The sequence below is a fragment of the Clostridium sp. TJA020 genome (assembly GCF_058310295.1).
On the sequence record NZ_JBZEFC010000001.1, the window covers coordinates 397748 to 416876 of the forward strand.

The window sequence follows — 19129 nt, forward strand, 5'->3', positions numbered from 1 at the left end:
AGCTATATTTAATTATCTTTTTCATTTTCTAATAATTTTTCAATCTTTTTAACAATTTCATCTTCACTATTTAATTTTTTTGCAATTTCTAAATGTAATTTTGCTTCTTTAATATTACCAATATTTAAGTAACACATTATTATGTTTGTGCAAATTTCAACTTCTTTTGAAGCTTCAAAAGCTTTTTTAAAATATTGTATTGCTAAATTATATTCTCCTATACAAGCATAATTTAATCCAAGCTCATTTACAACTTCAAGTATTCCGCTTTCTATTTTTATACTTTCACATAAATAATATATAGCTTTATCATGTTTACCTAATTTTCTAAAGCAAACACCTAAGTAATAATATATTAATGGATTACTATCAAATTTATCTACTAATGATAAAAATAATTCAATAGATTTTTCTGGCTCAGTTTCAACTAACTCCACAGCCTTTTCATATGTTGTTACATTTTCTATATCATCCATAAGCATTTCTATTTCAGAAGTTTGTTCTCCACCTCTTCTTAAATACTCATTGATTTCTACCTTAGCTCCAACATAATCATTTTTATCTTTTAATATTATTGCTTTATATAAATAAGGTTCTTTCATATTTCCAAATAGTTTTTTAGCTTCTTCTATATCTTCTAGTAAAATCTCTTCAAAAGCCTTGTCTTTCTCTCTTAAATTAACACCTAGAAGAAGCAACTTTTCCATATATTCTTCCTTTTCTTCAAAATCAAGTAATCCTTTTAATATAAGATAAGCATCATCTAATCTATCCTCTTTAACTCTTTGTGCTACTAAACTTTTTCCACATTCTTCACTTTGAGGTATTTGCATAAGTAATATATTATAATCATCTGCATATTTTATATTTCTATCAGCTCCTAAAGTTAAAAGCATACCTTCTACAAAATAATATATAGGTAAATTTTCTATTTTTATTTTATCATCTATATTACTTGTTATGTATTCAGAACTTATTGGTACAAATAACTCCTTACTATTAAATGAAATATATTCTGGTATATTTAGTATATTTTTAAATCCTTCCTTATCAATCTCTAAGAATAAAAGCTTTCCTAATTTCTCTTTAAATACTGCTTTATAATCCATTTGTTCACCACCTATATAAAAATATCGCTACCACCTATATAAGATGATAGCTTAAATTTCAACTTATTTTTAATTAAGCTTACACATTTTCTTTAAATATAATATATAATTTTACTATATATAAAAATTATTTTTAAAAAACATATTTTTATTACTCTTAATAGTTTTAAATTTTAATATAAAATATAATATATTTTCAAGTATAAATTTTAACATATTTATCTTAAGTAGTTCAATGTTAGTTTTTATATTTTAAATTAAAAGTTTTTAAAACTCTATCTTGAATCATATTTAATATTTATTTTATATAGTAAAAATTTTACTAATAAAATAATAAAGTTATTTTTTATACCTTGTTTAAGTAAAGTAATTTAGTATAAATAAATAAACGGAGGTAAATCCTCCGCTTAAATAAAAATATACTTTTATTTATTTTTTTCTGAATTGTTAGCTTTTTGTTCTTCATCCATTAAATCTGATGTTAACTTTCTTTCATTTGATATTGAAGCCATAACAGAATTTAAATCATCTAAAATATTAAGTTCCTCTGCAATTTCTAAATCACAAACTCTAAATACATCTCCATTCATTCCCTTTGACACATCAAATTTAATTGATTTTGGAATAGAGTTTAAATCACATGAAACTTTTATTGAATCTTTTTCTTTTTGTAAAACTGCCCCTTTATTATTTAAATATTTTTCTCCTAAATATTGTATTGGTACTTCCGTTTCAATATTTTGATTAGAGCTTATAAGTTCTAAATCTAAATGTATTATTTCATGATTTACAGGTTCCCTCTGAACTTCTTTTATTAACGCATCTCTTTTATTTCCATTAATATTTAAACTTAAAACTCCATGTTCCCCAACATTTGCTACTTCTCTACAAAGTTCTAAAGAAGATACCTCAAACATAAAATTTTTCATTTCTTTTCCATAAACTACTCCAGGCACTAACCCCTTATTTCTAGTTTTTCTACCACTATGAGTAACTCTTTTTCTTTCAGTTATATTTAGTTCTGCCATAATAAATACCTCCTATTTTTATTGAAACTCTTTTTAATTATTCCTAAAATAGATAGTATTTATACTACTAATTTATATTAAATATTTTCTGGTATATTATTTTCTGAAAAAACTTCTATTCCATTTTCAATAAATTTTTTTGCTGTAACTCCAAAACCATTAATTTTATTATTTGTAAATGTTCCATCATATATAAAATTACTTCCACAAGATGGACTACCATCTTTTAATATTGCAAATTTTGCATTTATAAGTTTTGCAAGTTTAAAAGCCTCTTCTGCACCTTTATTAAAGTTTTCCGTCAAATCTTCATCTAATTTATTAATAACTGTAAGATTTCCTTCTTTTTTTATAATTTCACAAGGTATTCTAGGAGTGCTTAATCCCCCTAATTGTTCAGGGCATACTAAAATCGCTTTCCCTTCTTTAAATAAATTTAAACATTTTTCATTTTTATTATTTTTACCATTATATTTACAATTACACCCACAAAGGCATGCGCTTATTATAATCACTTTACCACTCTCCTATCTATAAAAATAGCTAAAGGATTTACCTTTAGCTATTTTTATAATTAATATGTATTTTCTTCCCACTCAATTTTGTTCAGATATACATCTACATAGTCATTACTCATTTTAGGATTTATAGTATCTTCATGGGAAATAGTTATTGTTGACATTGCAATTGCATATTTAACGGTATCCTTTAATGATAATCCATTCATATATCCATATCCAACTCCTGCAACAAATGAATCACCAGCTCCAGTTGTATTTTTAACTTTAACTTTTTTAGCTTTTATTTTTCCAACTTCTACTCCATTTGTATAATATATGCCATCTGCATCTAAACTTATAAATATATTTTTTACTCCTTGATCTAAAAAGTATTTTCCTGCTCTTTCTAAATCATCTTTAGTTTTTATTTCAAAACCACAAAGTATTTCAGCTTCATATCTATTTGGCTTTATTGTGTGGAAATATTTAATTAAATGTTTTATATTTCTAGCTTTAGCCGCTGATACTGGATCTAATATAAATTTTGTTTTTCCTTCATATTTTTTAAGTATATATTCAAGTAATTCTGCATCATCAGCATCAAGTATAGTGTATTCTGCAGCCTCTATTATGTGACTTTTAGAATCAATAAAATCAGTATCCATTTCATCTAAACTTTCCATGTCAACTACTGCTGATACCATATCACCTGTATGGTCTAAAATAGCCATGTATGTTGGAGTACATCCGCCTTCAAGTATTAACGAATCTTCCATATTGTAACCTATCATTTTTGAATGTGATAAAATATTTCTACCATTTTCATCATCACCTATAGTTGATATAAACTTAGTTCTAACTCCAACCCTTGCAAGATTTTCTGCAATATTTCTACAAACACCACCAAGTGATATTTTAATATTTCCCGGATTAGAGTCTTTTCCTTTATATGTATTTCTACTAAAGCCTAATATATCAACTATGGATGCTCCAATAACTAGTACATAAGAATCTTTTTCTATCATATTATCTCTCCTGTTTCTATTTCCCATTATTATAAAAAAATCTATCATAATTATAAGTTACAAAAAGAAAAAAATAAAGAATAATTATTTAATTTTTTTAAATAACACAATGTAAAGGTTTATTTGTATTATTTTTATGTTAAAATCATAGATTATTTATGAACTTAGTGTTTACTTTAATATAACTACAGTGACTCCATCTCCCCCTTCACCATACACTCCTAATCTATGTGACTTTACATGAGGATGTCTCTTTAACATATCATTTATAGCTTTTCTAAGTATTCCTGTTCCTTTACCATGAACTATTGTAACTTCACCTAAATTAGCCATATAAGCATCATCTAAATATTTATCCGCTCTATAACATGCTTCTTCTGCATCTAACCCTCTAAGATCTACTCTTGATGATACAGAACTTAAATTTAATTTCACTTCCCTCTTTTTCTTTTCTTTTTTCTTTGTATTAGGATTATTTATAGCTCTTAGATCTTTAGCTTTAGCTGTTATTTTCATTATGCCTGCCTCTACTAAAACTTCACCTTTATTATCTGGAAGAGATAATACTGTTACATTCTGATTCAATGATGGAAGATATGCCTCCATTCCAAGTTTTATATTTTTTATTTCTTCTCCTTTTTGTTCTTTTTGCTTATAAATTTCATTTTCTTTATTTTCTAAACTTTCTCTAAGTTTTCTTCTCTCTTCTTCAAGCCTACTTCTTCCACCGCCTGATATTCCTAACTTTTCAAGTTCCCTCATAGCTTTTAATATATCATCAGCTTCTTCTTTTGCATCTGATATTATATTTTTCGCTTCTTGCCTTGCTTCCATATAAACTTTATCTCTAGTTTTATCTAACTTCTTAAGTTTTTCTTCAAATTTTTTCTTTAATTCATTAGCTTCTTCTTTTATTTTTAAAGCTTCTCTAGCATCTCTTTTAGCTATTATACTTTTTTCTTGAAGTTCTCTTATTAAATCTTCAAATTGTAGGTTTTCATTAGATATAAATTCTTTTGCAGAATTTATTACATCTTCATTTAATCCTAATCTTCTTGATATTTCAAAAGCATTAGATTTACCTGGAATACCTATTAAAAGTCTATATGTTGGCTTTAATGTTTTTACATCAAATTCAACTGAAGCATTCTCTACATCTTTGTTTTTAAGAGCATATCCCTTAAGTTCACTATAATGGGTAGTTGCAATAACTTTAGTTCCTCTAGCTTTTAAATTATCTATTATTGCAGCAGCAAGTGCAGCTCCTTCTGTTGGATCTGTTCCTGCACCTAACTCATCAAAAAGCACTAAAGATTGTTTAGTTGCTTTCTTCATTATATCTACTATATTAGTCATATGCGATGAAAATGTTGAAAGAGATTGTTCTATACTTTGTTCATCACCTATATCTGCAAATATTTCTTTATAATATGCAATAGTTGAACCTTCCTTAGCAGGTATTAAAAGTCCAGACATTCCCATAAGATGTATTAATCCTACTGTTTTTAATGTTACTGTTTTACCTCCTGTATTAGGTCCAGTAATCATTATTACATTATATTCATCACCTAAATATATATCTGAAGATATAACTTCTTTTGAATTTATAAGTGGGTGCCTTGCACTTATAATATCAAATCTTCCATCATCACTAACATTAGGATAAGTCCCATCAATACTAGATGCATATGCACCTTTAGCAAATATAAAATCTAATTTACCTAATATTTCATTATTGCTTTTACATATATTTATATTGTTTGCTATTTTAAGTGACAAATCTTGAAGTATTCTTTCTATCTCAGCCTTTTCTTTTAACATAAGCTCCTTAATTTCATTATTTAAATTAACAAGACTCATAGGCTCTATAAAAAGAGTTGCTCCTGTTGAACTTTGATCATGTACAATACCTGGCACCTGACCTTTATATTCTACCTTTACAGGTAAAACATATCTTTCACCTCTCATAGTATAAAGAGTTTCTTGAAGATATTTTGAATAACTTCTAACAATACTATTTATCTTTTCTCTAACTGAAGAATTTTTTTCTTTTAAATTTCTTCTCAAACTTCTTAAAGTGGCAGATGCCCTGTCACTTATTTCATCTTCTGATACAATTGCTCTTTCTATATAATCTTCCAAATCCTTTAAAGGTTCCAATATATATGCTAAATCTTCAATTCTTTCAAAAGCTAATTCTTCTTCTTCTCTTTTAACATACTCTTTAAATCTTCTAGAACACTTTAACATATTGCCAACTCTTAATATTTGTCCAGCTGATAATACTCCACCCTTTCCAGCTCTTTCTATAGCTTCTCTTACATCATATAACCCTTCAAAAGGTGGTGCTCCCTTTGAAACTAACATATCAAGTGCTTCTTTTGTTTCCTTTAATGCCATTTCCATCTCATATTTAGTTTCATAAGGAACAAGTTCATCTATAATCTTTCTTCCCATTTGTGTTTTAGAATATTTTTTTAAATTTTCCTTTACTTTTTTAAATTCTAATACTCTAAATGTTCTATCATTCATCTTTTATTCTACACCTCTTCTGTAATGACCTTTTGTGTAATCTTTAACATCTATAACTTTTTTGTTATTAAATTCATTAATTGCTTTTCTTACTTCATCTATTGTCTCATCTGTAAAATCTAATCTTAAACAATTTATCCCCATATCTTTTAAATCATCGATTTCTTCTATTAAATTTAAAGGAAGAGAATTTAATATATAACTTCTACAAAATACATCTGTCATAATACTAAACTTTTCATTTACTCTATCAATCAAAGTATATATGTCTTTTTCACAAGCTCTATTACAACTTTTATTTGTATCTTTTAAACCAAATGTACTTCCTATAGGGCAATATTCACTAACCATAAGTTCAGTTTTTCCATATATCATTTTAGCACAATTATATTTTGAACTCTTTAATAATGCTTTTATTTCTTTTCTATTTAATTCTTCACTAACTGTAATTATATCTAAATCTTCTTTAAAGAAATTTAAAGCTTCACTATTAAATATGTTTAATTTATAGTCACCTATAATTTTCAATTCATTTTTATATTTATTTATTATACCTACATTTGATGTTAAAATACCATAAATATAAGGTTTTGCTTTTTCTATAATATTTACAACTGAGCTAAATTCACTTTTTATTATATTAGGTAATTTAAGTATTAATTTATTTGTTTTACTATATTCTTTTAAATCATCTATTTTAATTGAATTTTTATATCTACTAAATATATCTACTGCAATATACTCAAAATCTTTTTTTAATTCATTAAATTGATCTTTTAATATAACCTTCGGCAAAACATCTATAGATTTAATTTCCTTAGAAATATTTTTAACTTCTACTTCTTTACCATATCTATTTCTTCTATACTTAGAACATTCACCTTTTACTATTTTCTCAAATAAAGCTCTTCTTAATTCATTAAGGTCTCCTATTCTTATAAACCCGTTATCAAAATCAATAAAATTAATTTTATTAAATTTATAAGGATAATCACCAGATTTAAATAATGCTTTTTCAATTCTTTCTTTATCTAAAGGCCTATTTGTAGCTTCTTCAACTATTTCCCCTGAAACTTCATAGTAATTATCATTAAATAAAGCACCTAATTTCAATTTCTCATTAACTTTAAATGTTACATATCCTTCTAATTCTATTTTTCTACCATATGGTTTAATAGTTTCAGAAAGTTCAAGAGTTAATTTTTTATCTGACATTTTATATAAAAAATCACCTTTTTTATAATCTATAGGAAAAAGTTTTACTTTATCACCTTTTTTAGCTTCTTTAATTTCATTTTTATTTTTTATTATTTTACTTAAAGTAAAACCACCATCATTTACTCTTATTCCATCACCTAAAGATATATCTCTTTCTAATATTACTTCTCCATTTTCTAATACTTTCCCTAATATAACACCTGTATTTTTAGGAAAATTGTAACTCATCATATCTCTACCAACATCTTTTTTTAAATAAGCCTTAGAAAAACCTTCTCTATTAAAAAGCTGTAATAATTCATCTTTTCCAATCTTTACATCAAATTTTTCATGAAAAAGTTCTTTATCTACTGCTTTTCTGTAATTTCTAACTACACCAGCAACATACTCTGGCCTTTTCATTCGACCTTCTATTTTTAAAGAATACGTTCCACTATTAATTATATCTTTAACATCTTCTATAGTACACATATCTTTTGGAGATAATAAATAGCCTCTTTTTTCTCCAGATTTTCTTGATTTTAATGTATACTCCATTCTACAAGGTTGTGCACATCTTCCTCTATTTCCACTTCTTCCACCAATCATAGAACTCATTAAGCATTGTCCTGAATAACATACACAAAGTGCTCCATGAACAAACATTTCTGTTTCTATTTTTAAATCTTTTGATATATGCTTTATTTCTTCAAAAGTTAATTCTCTTGATAATACTATTCTATGAAAGCCTCTCTCTTTAAAGTAAAGCGCACCTTCACCATTATGTATTGTCATTTGAGTAGAAGCATGTAATTCAAAATCACTATATTTTTCTTTTATTAATTTAACTAAACCTAGGTCTTGTATTATAAGTGCATCTACTCCTATTTCATATAAATAACCTGCATATTTTAAAGCCTTTTGCAGTTCTTCTTCCTTTAATAAAGTATTCATAGTAACATATACTTTTACTCCATAGCTATGTGCATAATCTATAGCTTTTTTCATATTCTCATTATCAAAGTTAGATGCATATGCTCTTGCTGAAAATTTATTTCCGCCTAAGTATATAGCATCTGCACCATTATTTATTGCAGCATAAAGACTTTCCATACTTCCTGCTGGTGCTAAAACTTCTATTTTGTTCATTTTCATCTCTCCTAAATTTTTAAAAAATAATTTCTCCTATGTATTATTTTAGTTTAACTTATAAACACACAAAAATAAAGTACTGAGCAAAATTTAGTTACTCAGCACTTTATGATTATTTTCTCTTTAATAAAACAGGCTCATTTTTAGCTTTTACCTTAGTAACTTCTATTTGAGCATCTATAAGCTTCTTTTCTAAATCTAAAATTTTATATTTACTAGTTTGAAGTGCTATTCTTGTGCTTTTTCCAGCTTCCATAAGTTTATTTCTGTCTTCCTTATACTTACAAGCCTTTTCTGTTAACTCTTCTATAATTGATTTCTTATCATTTATATCTTTATTTAAAGTTTCTATTTCTATTTTAAGATTTTCTATCTCATTATTTTTTTCATTTTCTATACTATTAAAGTTATCTATTGTATCACGATTTTTTCTCATCTCATCTTTTAGTGAATTATTTAACTTTTCTTTTTCTGCAATTAATAAGTTTAACTTTTCCTCGTTTTTATCTAATACATTAGATAAAGTTTTATTTTTATCTTCATATTCATTTATAATATCTTCATTATTTTTTATTTCTACGTTCAGTTCTCTAATCTTTCCATTTAATTTTCTTATATCTTTTTCTAATATATTTTTTTGTTCTGCTTCTTTGTTTAAGTTTTCTAATAAATTAATCTTTTCTTTTTCTATATTTTTAATTTTCTGTTCAAGATTATTATTTATAATAGAAATATTATTTATTAACTCTTTATTAGTATCATTTTTAGATTCAAGATCCTTTATCTCTCTATATAATATCTTTTCACTTTCTTCTCTTTCTTTTGTTATTTCTTTTATTCTATTTTTATAAGTTTCATTTTCAGATTTTAATATTCTATTTTCTTCTTTAAGCTTATTTACGTAACTCTTTAAATTTTTTATTTCTTCTTCATTTTCTTTTATCTTAATTTGATTTTTTTCTTTTATTCCTTTTAAATCAATATTTGATTTATTTAGTTCATCTCTTTCCTTTAGAAGATTATTTCTATCTTCTTTTAAACCATTTATAGTATTTTCTTTTCCATCTATTATTTTAGAACTTTCCTCTTTAAATTTTTCTAAGTTAATTTTTACTTCTTCTAAACTTTTATTTAATGCTAGATTTTCTTTTTCTATACTATTTTTTAACTTTGCTATGTTTCTTAATTCATCATCTGTTTTATATAATATATCTGTAATATTAACAGCTGCTAAAACAGATGCTTGTGAAATACTAAGCATTTTATTTTTAGCTAGTACCTCTTTTATTCTTTCGTCAACATAAGATGCAATATCTCTTAAATATTCTTCACTTTCTTTACCTTTTAAGTTATAATCTACTCCATTTATGTTAACCGTAATTTTCACCATTATGTCCCACCTCTTAAAATATAATCTTCCTATTATATTAATTATATTTGATATTTTAAGTTTGTACAATTATGTATATTAAAAAGGTAATTAATTTTATTATTATTTTAAAGAAAAGAGGTAGTTTAAAAACTACCTCTTTTAAAATTTATTGTTCTCTTAAAATAGCACCTAATTTATGTTCAAGTGATCTTAAAATTTTATCATGTACTTTATTTACTTCTTTATCTGTTAAAGTTTTATTTTCATTTCTATATGTTATTGCGTAAGCAATACTTTTCTTTCCTTGTGGAACTTGTTCTCCTCTGTAAATATCAAAAAGTTCTACTTTTTCAACAATATTTCCACCAGCTTTTATTATTGAATCTTCTATATCTTGAACTAATATATTTTCTTCAACTAAAAGAGCTATATCTCTTGTAACAGCAGGGAATTTTGGTAAAGGTTTATACTTCTTTTCAAGTTCTGAATTTTTATATACTTCATCTAAATCTATTTCTGCTACAAAACAAGAAGTTTCTATACCAAAGTTTTCAGCTACATCTGGATGTATTTCTCCAAATACTCCAGCCTCAAATTTTCTACCAACAACAAGTTTTGCTGTTTTTCCTGGATGGAATGTAGGATTTTCTGATTCTCTTAAGAATTTAACGCCTTTAACTCCTAATCCATCAATTAAGTTTTCAACTATACCTTTTAAATCTAGATAATCTACGTTTCCGTAAATTCCAATAGTTAAAATATTCTTTTCTATTGGTAATTCTGTTTCATCTTCTGAAGGAATATAAACTTTTCCTATTTCAAAAAGATAAGCTTCACTATTATTTCTTGTATAATTTCTTGAAAGTGATTCCATCATTGAAGCTAAAGTTGTTGTTCTCATAACACTATAATCTTCACCTAAAGGATTTTTGATAGTTACAACTTTTCTTAAATCACTATCTTCACTTAATTCTATCTTATCAAATGCTTTCTTTGATATAAATGAATAGCTTATTGATTGATTTAAACCACTAGCTATCATTATATCAACAACTTTTTCATCTAATAATTCTTTCTTATATTTAGCTTCTCTTTCAGTTTGAGCCTTAAATATTGTACCTTCTATGTTATTATATCCATATATTCTAGCCACTTCTTCTGCTATATCTTCTTTTATAGCTATGTCAATTCTAAATGTTGGTATTGTAATTTCTAACATATCACCATTTATTTCAGTTTTTAAATCTACTGAATCTAAACATCTTTTCATTTCCTCTATTGAAATATTTGTTCCTAAAAATTTATTTATCCAAGTAGAATCAACAGCTATATGTCCTTCTTCTTTAACTTCGTTATATACGTCTATAGTTCCATCTATAACTTCTCCAATACCTAATTCACATACTAAAGCACAAGCTCTATCAAGTGCAAGTTTTGCTAAATTTGGATCTATATCTTTTTCAAATCTTGATGAACTTTCTGTTCTAATTCCTAGTTTTTTAGAGTTTACTCTTATATTAGTTCCTTCAAAATTTGCACATTCAAAATAAATATCTGTTGTGTCTTTTTTTACTTCTGAATTTAATCCACCCATTATTCCTGCTATCGCAACAGTTTTATCATCATCCTTTATACATAAAACGCTACTATCAAGTTTTCTATTAACTTCATCTAAAGTTACAAACTCTTCACCATCTTTAGCTCTTTCTACAACTATTTTATTTGACTTAATTTCTCTTTTGTCAAATGCATGCATTGGTTCGCCAGTTTCTAACATAACAAAATTAGTAATGTCAACTATATTATTTATAGGTCTAACCCCTGCTTCTAAAAGTCTATCTTGCATCCATTTAGGTGAAGGTCCTATTTTAACATTTCTAACTCCTCTTGCCATATATCTTCTACATAAAGAATCTCTAACTTCAACTTTCAATTCGTCATTTATGTTACTTCCATCTACAGTTTTATATTGAAAGTTTGGCATTTTATAATTAGTTTTTAAAGTAGCAGCTGTTTCTCTTGCCATACCTATCATACTTAGGCAATCTGGTCTATTTGATGTTATATCAAAATCTAAAGTTTCTTTCTTAAGACCTAAATATTCTTTTATTTCAACACCTATAGGAGCATCCTCTTCTAATATCATAAGTCCATCAACTTCTTCTTCACCTTTTAAGCCAAGTTCTGCTTCTGAACAAAACATACCATTTGATACAACGCCTCTAAGTTTTCCCTTTTTAATTTCTGTTCCATCTGCTAATGTTGATTTATGAAGTGCAACAGGAACCTTGTCTCCAACTTTCATGTTAGTTGCAGCTGTAACTATTTGTATTTCTTCTCCTCCAATATCAACTTGACATATACTTAATTTTTCAGCATCTGGATGCTTTTCTATAGAATTGAATTTACAAACAACAACTCTATTTATATTATCTCCTTGAACTATTATTCCTTCTAAGGCTGAACCTGTAAGAGTTAATAAATCCCCAAGTTCTTTAGCACTTACATTTATATCAACATAATCTTTTAGCCAACTATATGGTACTTTCATTTAATTTACCTCCTGATTTATTAAATTTTTACTAGAATTGATCTAAAAATCTCATATCACTTTCATATAGTAATCTTATATCATCTATTCCATATTTAAGCATTACCATTCTATCTACACCGAATCCGAAAGCAAATCCTGAATATTCTTCTGGATCTATTCCACAATTTCTTAAAACTTCTGGATGAACCATTCCACAACCTAGTATTTCTATCCATCCACTTCCCTTACAAACTTTACATCCTTTTCCACCACAAACAAAGCAAGTAGCATCCATCTCTGCTGAAGGTTCAGTAAATGGGAAATGATGAGGTCTAAATTTAGTTTTTACTTTATCTCCAAACATTTTCTTTGCAAATAATTCTAATGTTCCTTTTAAATCAGCAAAAGTTACTCCTTTATCAACAACTAAGCCTTCCATTTGATAGAAGATAGGTGAATGAGTAGCATCAACATCATCTGATCTATAAACTTTTCCTGGTGATATCATTTTTATTGGAAGAGTTTGTTTTTCCATAGTTCTAACTTGAACAGGAGAAGTTTGAGTTCTTAAAACAAGACTATCATTTATGTAAAAAGTATCTTGTTCACTTCTTGCTGGATGATCTTTTGGAATATTTAACGCTTCAAAATTATATTTATCAAGTTCTATTTCTGGACCTTCCTCTATAGTAAATCCCATTGATACAAATATATTTTTCATACTTTGAAGAGTTAAATCTAATGGATGTCTCTTTCCTATTCTATTTTTCTTTCCTGGTAATGAAATATCTATAATTTCACTTGCTAGCTTTTCATTTTTTTCTTTATTTTTTATTTCTTTAGAAACACTTTCAATTTTTTCTTCTAATATACTTTTTACTTCATTAACAAGCTTTCCAACTATAGGTCTTTCCTCTTTAGAAACATCTTTCATACCTCTTAATATAGTTGTAAGTTCTCCTTTTTTTCCAAGAAATCTTACTCTTATTTCTTCTATTTGAGAAGAAGTATTAGCAGTTTCAATTTCTTTTAATGCTGCTGCTTGAATATTTTTAAGTTTTTCTTGCATATTCAAAATCTCCTTTCTTTAAAAACAATATTTTTTTACAATAAAAAAACCGCCCCTAAAAAGGGACGGAATATCCGCGTTACCACCCTAATTGGTTTAATAAAATGAACTTTACTAAACCCAACTCGTAAATATAACGGTTTTAACCGCTAACCACTACTTTAATTAAATTTCACAGTTAGAACTCCAGAGTGAACTTCAGAATAAAACTTTTAAAATAGCTTACAGTCAACGGCTATTTCTCCCTTAAAAAGTTATTTATACCTACTCTCTCTTTCTTAGTCTTTTAATGTAATTTTATACTATTAGATTATACATATTATTAATCAAAATTTCAATAGTTATCTTATTTGTCTTACTCTTTCATAAATAATAATAGATGCTGCCACTCCAACATTTAAAGATTCTGCTCCGCCAGGCATAGGAATTTTTACTTTTTTATCAGAAATATTATATATCTCTTTTGATACACCGTTTCCTTCATTTCCAACAGTAATTATAATATTTCCTGTCAAATCCTCATTAAAAAAATCTTTGCTTCCTTCAAGTGAAGTAGAAACAATTGAAAATCCTTTATTTTTTAAATTCATTATATTTTTCAAATCTTCATCTTCTTGAATTATTGGTATATAAAACATAGAACCCATTGTAGATCTTATAGTTTTATCATTATATATATCTACAGTTCCTTTAGTTAATATAACTCCATCTATATTAGCTGCATGAGCTGTTCTTATTATAGTTCCTAAATTCCCAGGATCTTGAACTTTATCACAAAGCAAATAAAAACTACCATTTAACTTTCTATCATTGTTATCCATACATATAACTGCAAGTATACCTTGAGGGTGTTCTGTTTGAGTACAGTCTAAAAATAAATCATTATTTAATCCAAAAATTTTACCTTCATAATTATATTTTTGCAATAATTCTTCTGCTTTATATTTAGTACCTTCTGTAAATAATATACAATCTATTTTTGTATTAGCTTTTAATGCTTCCTCTACAAATCTAAAACCTTCGATTAAATACTTTTTTGCTTTATTTCTATTTTTTCTCTCTTTTAATTTTTTTATTTCTTTATATATAGCATTTTCTTTACTTTCTATATAAATCAATGTAATTACCTCGTCAATTAAAATTTAACTATCATACCTTCTAACTTACTTAAGTCTTCAGCAGATCCTATTGCAACTATAATATCTTTACTATTAATTACAAAGTCAGCAGGAGGTGAAAGATTTATTTCATCATCTCTCTTTATAGCCATAACATTTATCCCGTACTTACTTCTAAGTTTTAATTCTCTTATAGTTTTATCGTTCCAATCTTCTGGAGTCTCTATCTCCATAATACTATAATCAGGAGATAACTCTATAAAATCTAATATACTTTCTGATACCAAATTGTGTGCAACTCTAACTCCCATATCCTTTTCTGGTAATATTACTCTGTCTGCACCTATTTTATATAGTACTTTAGCATGTAAATCACTATTTCCCTTTGCAATAATATATTTAACTCCAAGTTCTTTAACTAAAAGAGTAACCATTACACTTGCTTGTATATTAGAACCAATAGTAACTACTGCAACGTCAAAATTTCTAAGTCCTAATGTTCTAAGAGCACCTTCATCTGTTGCATCCATTTGAACAGCATGAGTTACCTTATCTGATATATCTTGTATTAAATCTTCATCTTTATCTATTACTAAAACGTCATTGCCTAGTCCATATAAAGTTTCAGCAACTGATGATCCAAATCTACCAAGACCAATTACTACAAATTGCTTTTTTACCATATAATTCATCCCCTAACCGATTAAAATCTTACCTTCTGGATATTTATGTGTTTGCTTTTTCTTATTTCTTATAAATGCTAATGCTACAGTCATAGGACCAACTCTACCACAATACATAGTTATCATTATAATAATTTTTCCAGCAGTACTTAGCCTTTGGGTAACACCAGTTGTAAGACCAACAGTTCCAAATGCTGATGTTGCTTCATACAAAATATTTATAAATGATTCATTTGGGTCAGTTATAGATAATAAAAGTGTAACACCTATAACTAAAGTCATTCCTATAATTAGTAAAGCAAATGATTTATAAACTAAACTTTTTGAAAATCTTCTTCCAAAAACTTGAGTATCTTCTCTACCTCTTATAACCGAAATTACTGTTAAAATTATAATTCCAAATGTTGCTGTTTTTAATCCACCTGCAGTTGAACCAGGTGATCCACCGATAAACATTAATATTATAGTTAATAACTTCCCTGAATTTGTCATTCCATCTGTAGAAACACTATTAAAACCAGCTGTTCTTGGTGATACAGATGCAAAGAAGGAGTTTAAAACTTTATCATCAAAACTCATATTACCAATAGTTTTTGGGTTATGCATTTCAAATAAATACATAAAAATAGTTCCACCAATTATAAGAACAACTGTAATTAATATAACTATTTTAGAATGTACAGATAATTTCTTAAGTCCTCTATAATTATAGACTTCAAGCCATACTGTAAAACCTAAACCTCCTATTATTATAAGAGCACTTATAGTAAGTAAAACTACAACATTACCTGAATATGAAACAAGAGAACTAAATCCTCCAAATAAATCAAATCCAGCATTACAAAAAGCCGAAATTGAATGGAATATACTATAATAAATTCCTTTTGCTAATCCAAACTTCGGAACAAACTGAGTAGATAATAACAAAGCTCCAAAAAATTGTACTGCAAATGTAAATCCAAGAACATATCTAACCATTTTAACAAGACCTTGAATATTAAATGTATTCATAGCTTCTTGCATTATAAGTCTATCTCTTAAGGTTATTTTTCTTCCAAGAAGTACAGCTATAAATGTTGCAAAGGACATAAATCCTAATCCACCAATTTCAATTAAAAACATTATAACTATTTGCCCAAATTCGTTCCAATGCGTACCAGTATCTAAAGTAATTAATCCTGTTACACATACAGCTGATGTTGAAGTAAATAATGCATCTAAAAAGTTTGTACTTTCACCACTTGCAGAAGATATTGGTAAACTTAATAATACACCACCAACAAATATTACTATAAAAAATCCTAGTGCTAATATTTGTACGCCACTCAACTTCATTTTTTTAGTAAAAAATTTTTTCATTTAATCACCTCAAAGGTTTATATCCAATATAATATCTAATATTTATTATACACCCTTCAATAAAAATATTAACGTGTAAATTTTATCAATACTCTGTTAAAGATTTATTATACACATATTAATAAATTATGAAAACAATTTTTGTTTAATTTTATCTATATATAAAGAAAATGCGACCTAAGTCGCATTTCAAATTAAGCGTTTATATGTTTTTTAGCTACTTCAACTAACTCAGCGAAAGCTTTTGGATCATTGATAGCTATTTCTGATAACATTTTTCTGTTTATATCTATACCAGCTAATTTGATTCCATTCATGAATCTTGAGTATGAAAGACCATTCATTCTTGTAGCTGCATTTATTCTAGCTATCCATAGTCTTCTGTAATCTCTCTTCTTTAATCTTCTTCCAACATAAGCATTTCTTAATGCTCTGATTACTGATTCGTTAGCTGTTTTAAATAACTTGCTCTTTCCACCGTAGTATCCTTTTGCAAGTTTTAATACTTTTCTATGATTCTTACGAGCGTTAACTGCTCTTTTAACTCTTGCCATTTAACAAAACCTCCTGCGTCTAAACTCTTATAGGTATGGTAATAATTTCTTAATTACTTTTTCTTGTGCTACTGATACGTATCCACCTTTTCTAAGTTTTCTCTTAGTTTTTGAACTTTTCTTAGTTAAGATGTGGCTTCTGAAAGCTTTAGCTCTCTTAAGTTTTCCTGTACCTGTCTTTCTGAATCTTTTTGCTGCACCTCTGTGTGTCTTCATTTTTGGCATGATAAAATCCTCCTCTCAAAAGTTATGCCTTTTTTGGACCTAAAATCAATGTCATGTTTCTGCCTTCTCTTTTTGGTTTCTTTTCGATAACACAAACATCTTCAAGTTTTCCAACGAAGTTATCTAGAATTCTTTCAGCTATGTGACCTAATTCCATTTCTCTTCCTCTAAATCTTACAGTGACTTTGACTTTATCTCCATCTAATAGGAACTTTCTTGCTTTTTTAGCTTTAATTGCAATGTCATTTTCTTCAATTGTTAAACTTACTCTGATTTCTTTAACATTAATGACTTTTTGTTTCTTCTTAGCTTCTTTTTCTTTTTTTGATTGCTCATATATGAACTTACCTAAATCCATTATCTTGCAAACTGGCGGATTAGCATTTGGTGATATCATAACTAAGTCTAACTCTTGCTCTTCAGCAATTTTAAGAGCTTCCTTACTTGATAATATTCCAAGTTGTTCTCCATCCTTTGATATTACTCTGATTTCTTTCTTTCTAATATCTTCGTTTATTATATAATTTTTACTAATAGCTTCCACCTCCGGATTTTAACAATTAAAACATATAAAAAAGGACGGCTTTAGCCGTCCTGTTTAATCCAATAACCTAAAATCGAAATAAACTAACCTTACTTGCTACACTATTGCGCTCGTAGGTGAGAAACGGCGTTTCTACTTTGCTTTATTATAATATCTAATTATTTTATCTTTGTCAACACTTTTTTATTTAACATCTAAATTCTTAGTTAAATTCACTTCGCTAATAAAATTAACTCTATTTCCAAAGACATTTATTATTGTATCAATAAATTCTTTGTTTGTACAGTATTTTTTTTGATAAATATTTATTTTTTTTGGAGCATTTGTTATTAACCCGCTTATAATCACGTCTTCAACATTTGCATCAACACCTAATTTGCAGTCTGATAACTCTTTCATAAATTCACTAAATAAATTACTATTATTTTCATTTAAAACAGTATACTCTCCTGAATTATTTATGAAAATATTAACTGTATCTATTCTACTATCTTGTATATCAACAAAATACCTTAGTAATTTTATAAACTCTTTATATTCTTTTTCAACCATATATTTCTCTATTATTTTATCTATAATAGATTCTATATAATTTCTTAGTTCTTTCATTCTAAATGTAATAAATCCATTTATATTAAATTCATTGTTTTCTTCTAGACATTCTTTTATTTTAGTTATTATTGTATTTATTTTATTTTCACAATAAACACTTGTTTCATCTCTTATGGAGGTTCTTCTAAAAAACACATCCATAATTATAGTTTCTACCTCTAATATTTCTTCTTGTTTTAAAAAGAAATAGGTATCTGTTATAAATTCAAATAATTCTTTTTCTTTATAGTTTTTTATGACCATTTCATATAAAAGTTCACTTATATATATTTTAATCTTTTCAAAATTTTCTTCACTATAACACTCTTCTTCACACAAAACTTTTACAAGATGAGTTTTACCTTCAATCTTTTCAACTAAACCTATTACTATATTCTTCTTTTTTAGTAGGGCTTTTAATTCTTGTAACTCTTTTATAAAGTCTAAATCTCCCATATAAGCTAATTTCAGCACAAGCATATCTTTCACTCCCTTCTTAGTAATAGTATGTATTGAATATATAATCCCTATACTAAAA

Annotated in this window: 16 protein-coding genes and 2 other annotated features; all 16 genes read right to left on the minus strand. The window is 26.7% G+C overall.

Annotated features, from left to right (window positions below; all coding sequences use genetic code 11):
• Positions 1 to 8: 8 nt before the first annotated feature.
• Positions 9 to 1109, minus strand: a complete 1101-nt coding sequence (locus AC4FQ1_RS02240; RefSeq protein WP_303129033.1) for a tetratricopeptide repeat protein — start codon at positions 1107 to 1109, stop codon at positions 9 to 11.
• A 425-nt stretch (positions 1110 to 1534) separates the two neighbouring features.
• Positions 1535 to 2137 carry a 50S ribosomal protein L25 gene (locus tag AC4FQ1_RS02245; protein WP_303129035.1) on the minus strand — a complete coding sequence of 201 codons (603 nt, stop codon included), beginning with the start codon at positions 2135 to 2137 and terminating at the stop codon, positions 1535 to 1537.
• Positions 2138 to 2214: 77 nt separating this feature from the next.
• Entirely contained in the window at positions 2215 to 2652 is a 438-nt protein-coding gene (locus tag AC4FQ1_RS02250) for a 2-thiouracil desulfurase family protein (RefSeq protein WP_491168825.1), read from the minus strand.
• A gap of 59 nt (positions 2653 to 2711) precedes the next feature.
• The gene (locus AC4FQ1_RS02255; RefSeq protein WP_303129038.1) at positions 2712 to 3662 is read right to left on the minus strand and encodes a carbohydrate kinase family protein; all 951 of its coding nucleotides are present in this window, start codon (positions 3660 to 3662) and stop codon (positions 2712 to 2714) included.
• A 171-nt stretch (positions 3663 to 3833) separates the two neighbouring features.
• Positions 3834 to 6194 (minus strand): endonuclease MutS2, encoded by a 2361-nt coding sequence (locus tag AC4FQ1_RS02260; RefSeq protein WP_491168826.1) that lies wholly within the window; start codon positions 6192 to 6194, stop codon positions 3834 to 3836.
• Between the two features lie 3 nt (positions 6195 to 6197).
• Positions 6198 to 8540, minus strand: coding sequence for a U32 family peptidase (locus AC4FQ1_RS02265; RefSeq protein WP_491168827.1), 2343 nt, complete (start codon positions 8538 to 8540; stop codon positions 6198 to 6200).
• A gap of 115 nt (positions 8541 to 8655) precedes the next feature.
• Positions 8656 to 9933 carry a cell division protein ZapA gene (zapA, locus tag AC4FQ1_RS02270; RefSeq protein WP_491168828.1) on the minus strand — a complete coding sequence of 426 codons (1278 nt, stop codon included), beginning with the start codon at positions 9931 to 9933 and terminating at the stop codon, positions 8656 to 8658.
• Between the two features lie 148 nt (positions 9934 to 10081).
• Complete coding sequence (pheT, locus tag AC4FQ1_RS02275; RefSeq protein WP_303129042.1) at positions 10082 to 12466, minus strand: phenylalanine--tRNA ligase subunit beta; 2385 nt, start codon at positions 12464 to 12466, stop codon at positions 10082 to 10084.
• Between the two features lie 31 nt (positions 12467 to 12497).
• Positions 12498 to 13517 (minus strand): phenylalanine--tRNA ligase subunit alpha, encoded by a 1020-nt coding sequence (pheS, locus tag AC4FQ1_RS02280; protein WP_303129044.1) that lies wholly within the window; start codon positions 13515 to 13517, stop codon positions 12498 to 12500.
• A 58-nt stretch (positions 13518 to 13575) separates the two neighbouring features.
• Positions 13576 to 13806, minus strand: a binding site (T-box leader).
• 52 nt (positions 13807 to 13858) lie between these two features.
• On the minus strand, positions 13859 to 14635 hold the full coding sequence (locus tag AC4FQ1_RS02285; protein WP_491168829.1) for a TrmH family RNA methyltransferase: 777 nt from the start codon (positions 14633 to 14635) through the stop codon (positions 13859 to 13861).
• A gap of 17 nt (positions 14636 to 14652) precedes the next feature.
• Positions 14653 to 15318 (minus strand): potassium channel family protein, encoded by a 666-nt coding sequence (locus AC4FQ1_RS02290; protein WP_303129046.1) that lies wholly within the window; start codon positions 15316 to 15318, stop codon positions 14653 to 14655.
• Between the two features lie 12 nt (positions 15319 to 15330).
• Entirely contained in the window at positions 15331 to 16677 is a 1347-nt protein-coding gene (locus AC4FQ1_RS02295) for a TrkH family potassium uptake protein (protein ID WP_303129047.1), read from the minus strand.
• 194 nt (positions 16678 to 16871) lie between these two features.
• On the minus strand, positions 16872 to 17231 hold the full coding sequence (rplT, locus tag AC4FQ1_RS02300; protein WP_024614981.1) for a 50S ribosomal protein L20: 360 nt from the start codon (positions 17229 to 17231) through the stop codon (positions 16872 to 16874).
• 27 nt (positions 17232 to 17258) lie between these two features.
• Positions 17259 to 17456 (minus strand): 50S ribosomal protein L35, encoded by a 198-nt coding sequence (rpmI, locus tag AC4FQ1_RS02305; RefSeq protein ID WP_024614980.1) that lies wholly within the window; start codon positions 17454 to 17456, stop codon positions 17259 to 17261.
• Positions 17457 to 17478: 22 nt separating this feature from the next.
• Positions 17479 to 18000 (minus strand): translation initiation factor IF-3, encoded by a 522-nt coding sequence (infC, locus tag AC4FQ1_RS02310; protein ID WP_491146868.1) that lies wholly within the window; start codon positions 17998 to 18000, stop codon positions 17479 to 17481.
• 21 nt (positions 18001 to 18021) lie between these two features.
• Positions 18022 to 18144 (minus strand) — a sequence feature (ribosomal protein L20 leader region).
• Between the two features lie 39 nt (positions 18145 to 18183).
• Positions 18184 to 19071 carry a putative sporulation protein YtxC gene (ytxC, locus tag AC4FQ1_RS02315; RefSeq protein WP_303131229.1) on the minus strand — a complete coding sequence of 296 codons (888 nt, stop codon included), beginning with the start codon at positions 19069 to 19071 and terminating at the stop codon, positions 18184 to 18186.
• Between the last annotated feature and the right edge of the window lie 58 nt (positions 19072 to 19129).

Coding starts and splice junctions, on each gene's coding strand:
- AC4FQ1_RS02240 (WP_303129033.1), bottom strand. CDS start 1,109: ATGGATTATAAAGCAGTATTTAAAGAGAAATTAGGAAAGCTTTTATTC.
- AC4FQ1_RS02245 (WP_303129035.1), bottom strand. CDS start 2,137: ATGGCAGAACTAAATATAACTGAAAGAAAAAGAGTTACTCATAGTGGT.
- AC4FQ1_RS02255 (WP_303129038.1), bottom strand. CDS start 3,662: ATGATAGAAAAAGATTCTTATGTACTAGTTATTGGAGCATCCATAGTT.
- AC4FQ1_RS02260 (WP_491168826.1), bottom strand. CDS start 6,194: ATGAATGATAGAACATTTAGAGTATTAGAATTTAAAAAAGTAAAGGAA.
- AC4FQ1_RS02265 (WP_491168827.1), bottom strand. CDS start 8,540: ATGAACAAAATAGAAGTTTTAGCACCAGCAGGAAGTATGGAAAGTCTT.
- zapA (WP_491168828.1), bottom strand. CDS start 9,933: ATGGTGAAAATTACGGTTAACATAAATGGAGTAGATTATAACTTAAAA.
- pheT (WP_303129042.1), bottom strand. CDS start 12,466: ATGAAAGTACCATATAGTTGGCTAAAAGATTATGTTGATATAAATGTA.
- pheS (WP_303129044.1), bottom strand. CDS start 13,517: ATGCAAGAAAAACTTAAAAATATTCAAGCAGCAGCATTAAAAGAAATT.
- AC4FQ1_RS02290 (WP_303129046.1), bottom strand. CDS start 15,318: ATGGTAAAAAAGCAATTTGTAGTAATTGGTCTTGGTAGATTTGGATCA.
- AC4FQ1_RS02295 (WP_303129047.1), bottom strand. CDS start 16,677: ATGAAAAAATTTTTTACTAAAAAAATGAAGTTGAGTGGCGTACAAATA.
- rplT (WP_024614981.1), bottom strand. CDS start 17,231: ATGGCAAGAGTTAAAAGAGCAGTTAACGCTCGTAAGAATCATAGAAAA.
- rpmI (WP_024614980.1), bottom strand. CDS start 17,456: ATGCCAAAAATGAAGACACACAGAGGTGCAGCAAAAAGATTCAGAAAG.
- ytxC (WP_303131229.1), bottom strand. CDS start 19,071: ATGCTTGTGCTGAAATTAGCTTATATGGGAGATTTAGACTTTATAAAA.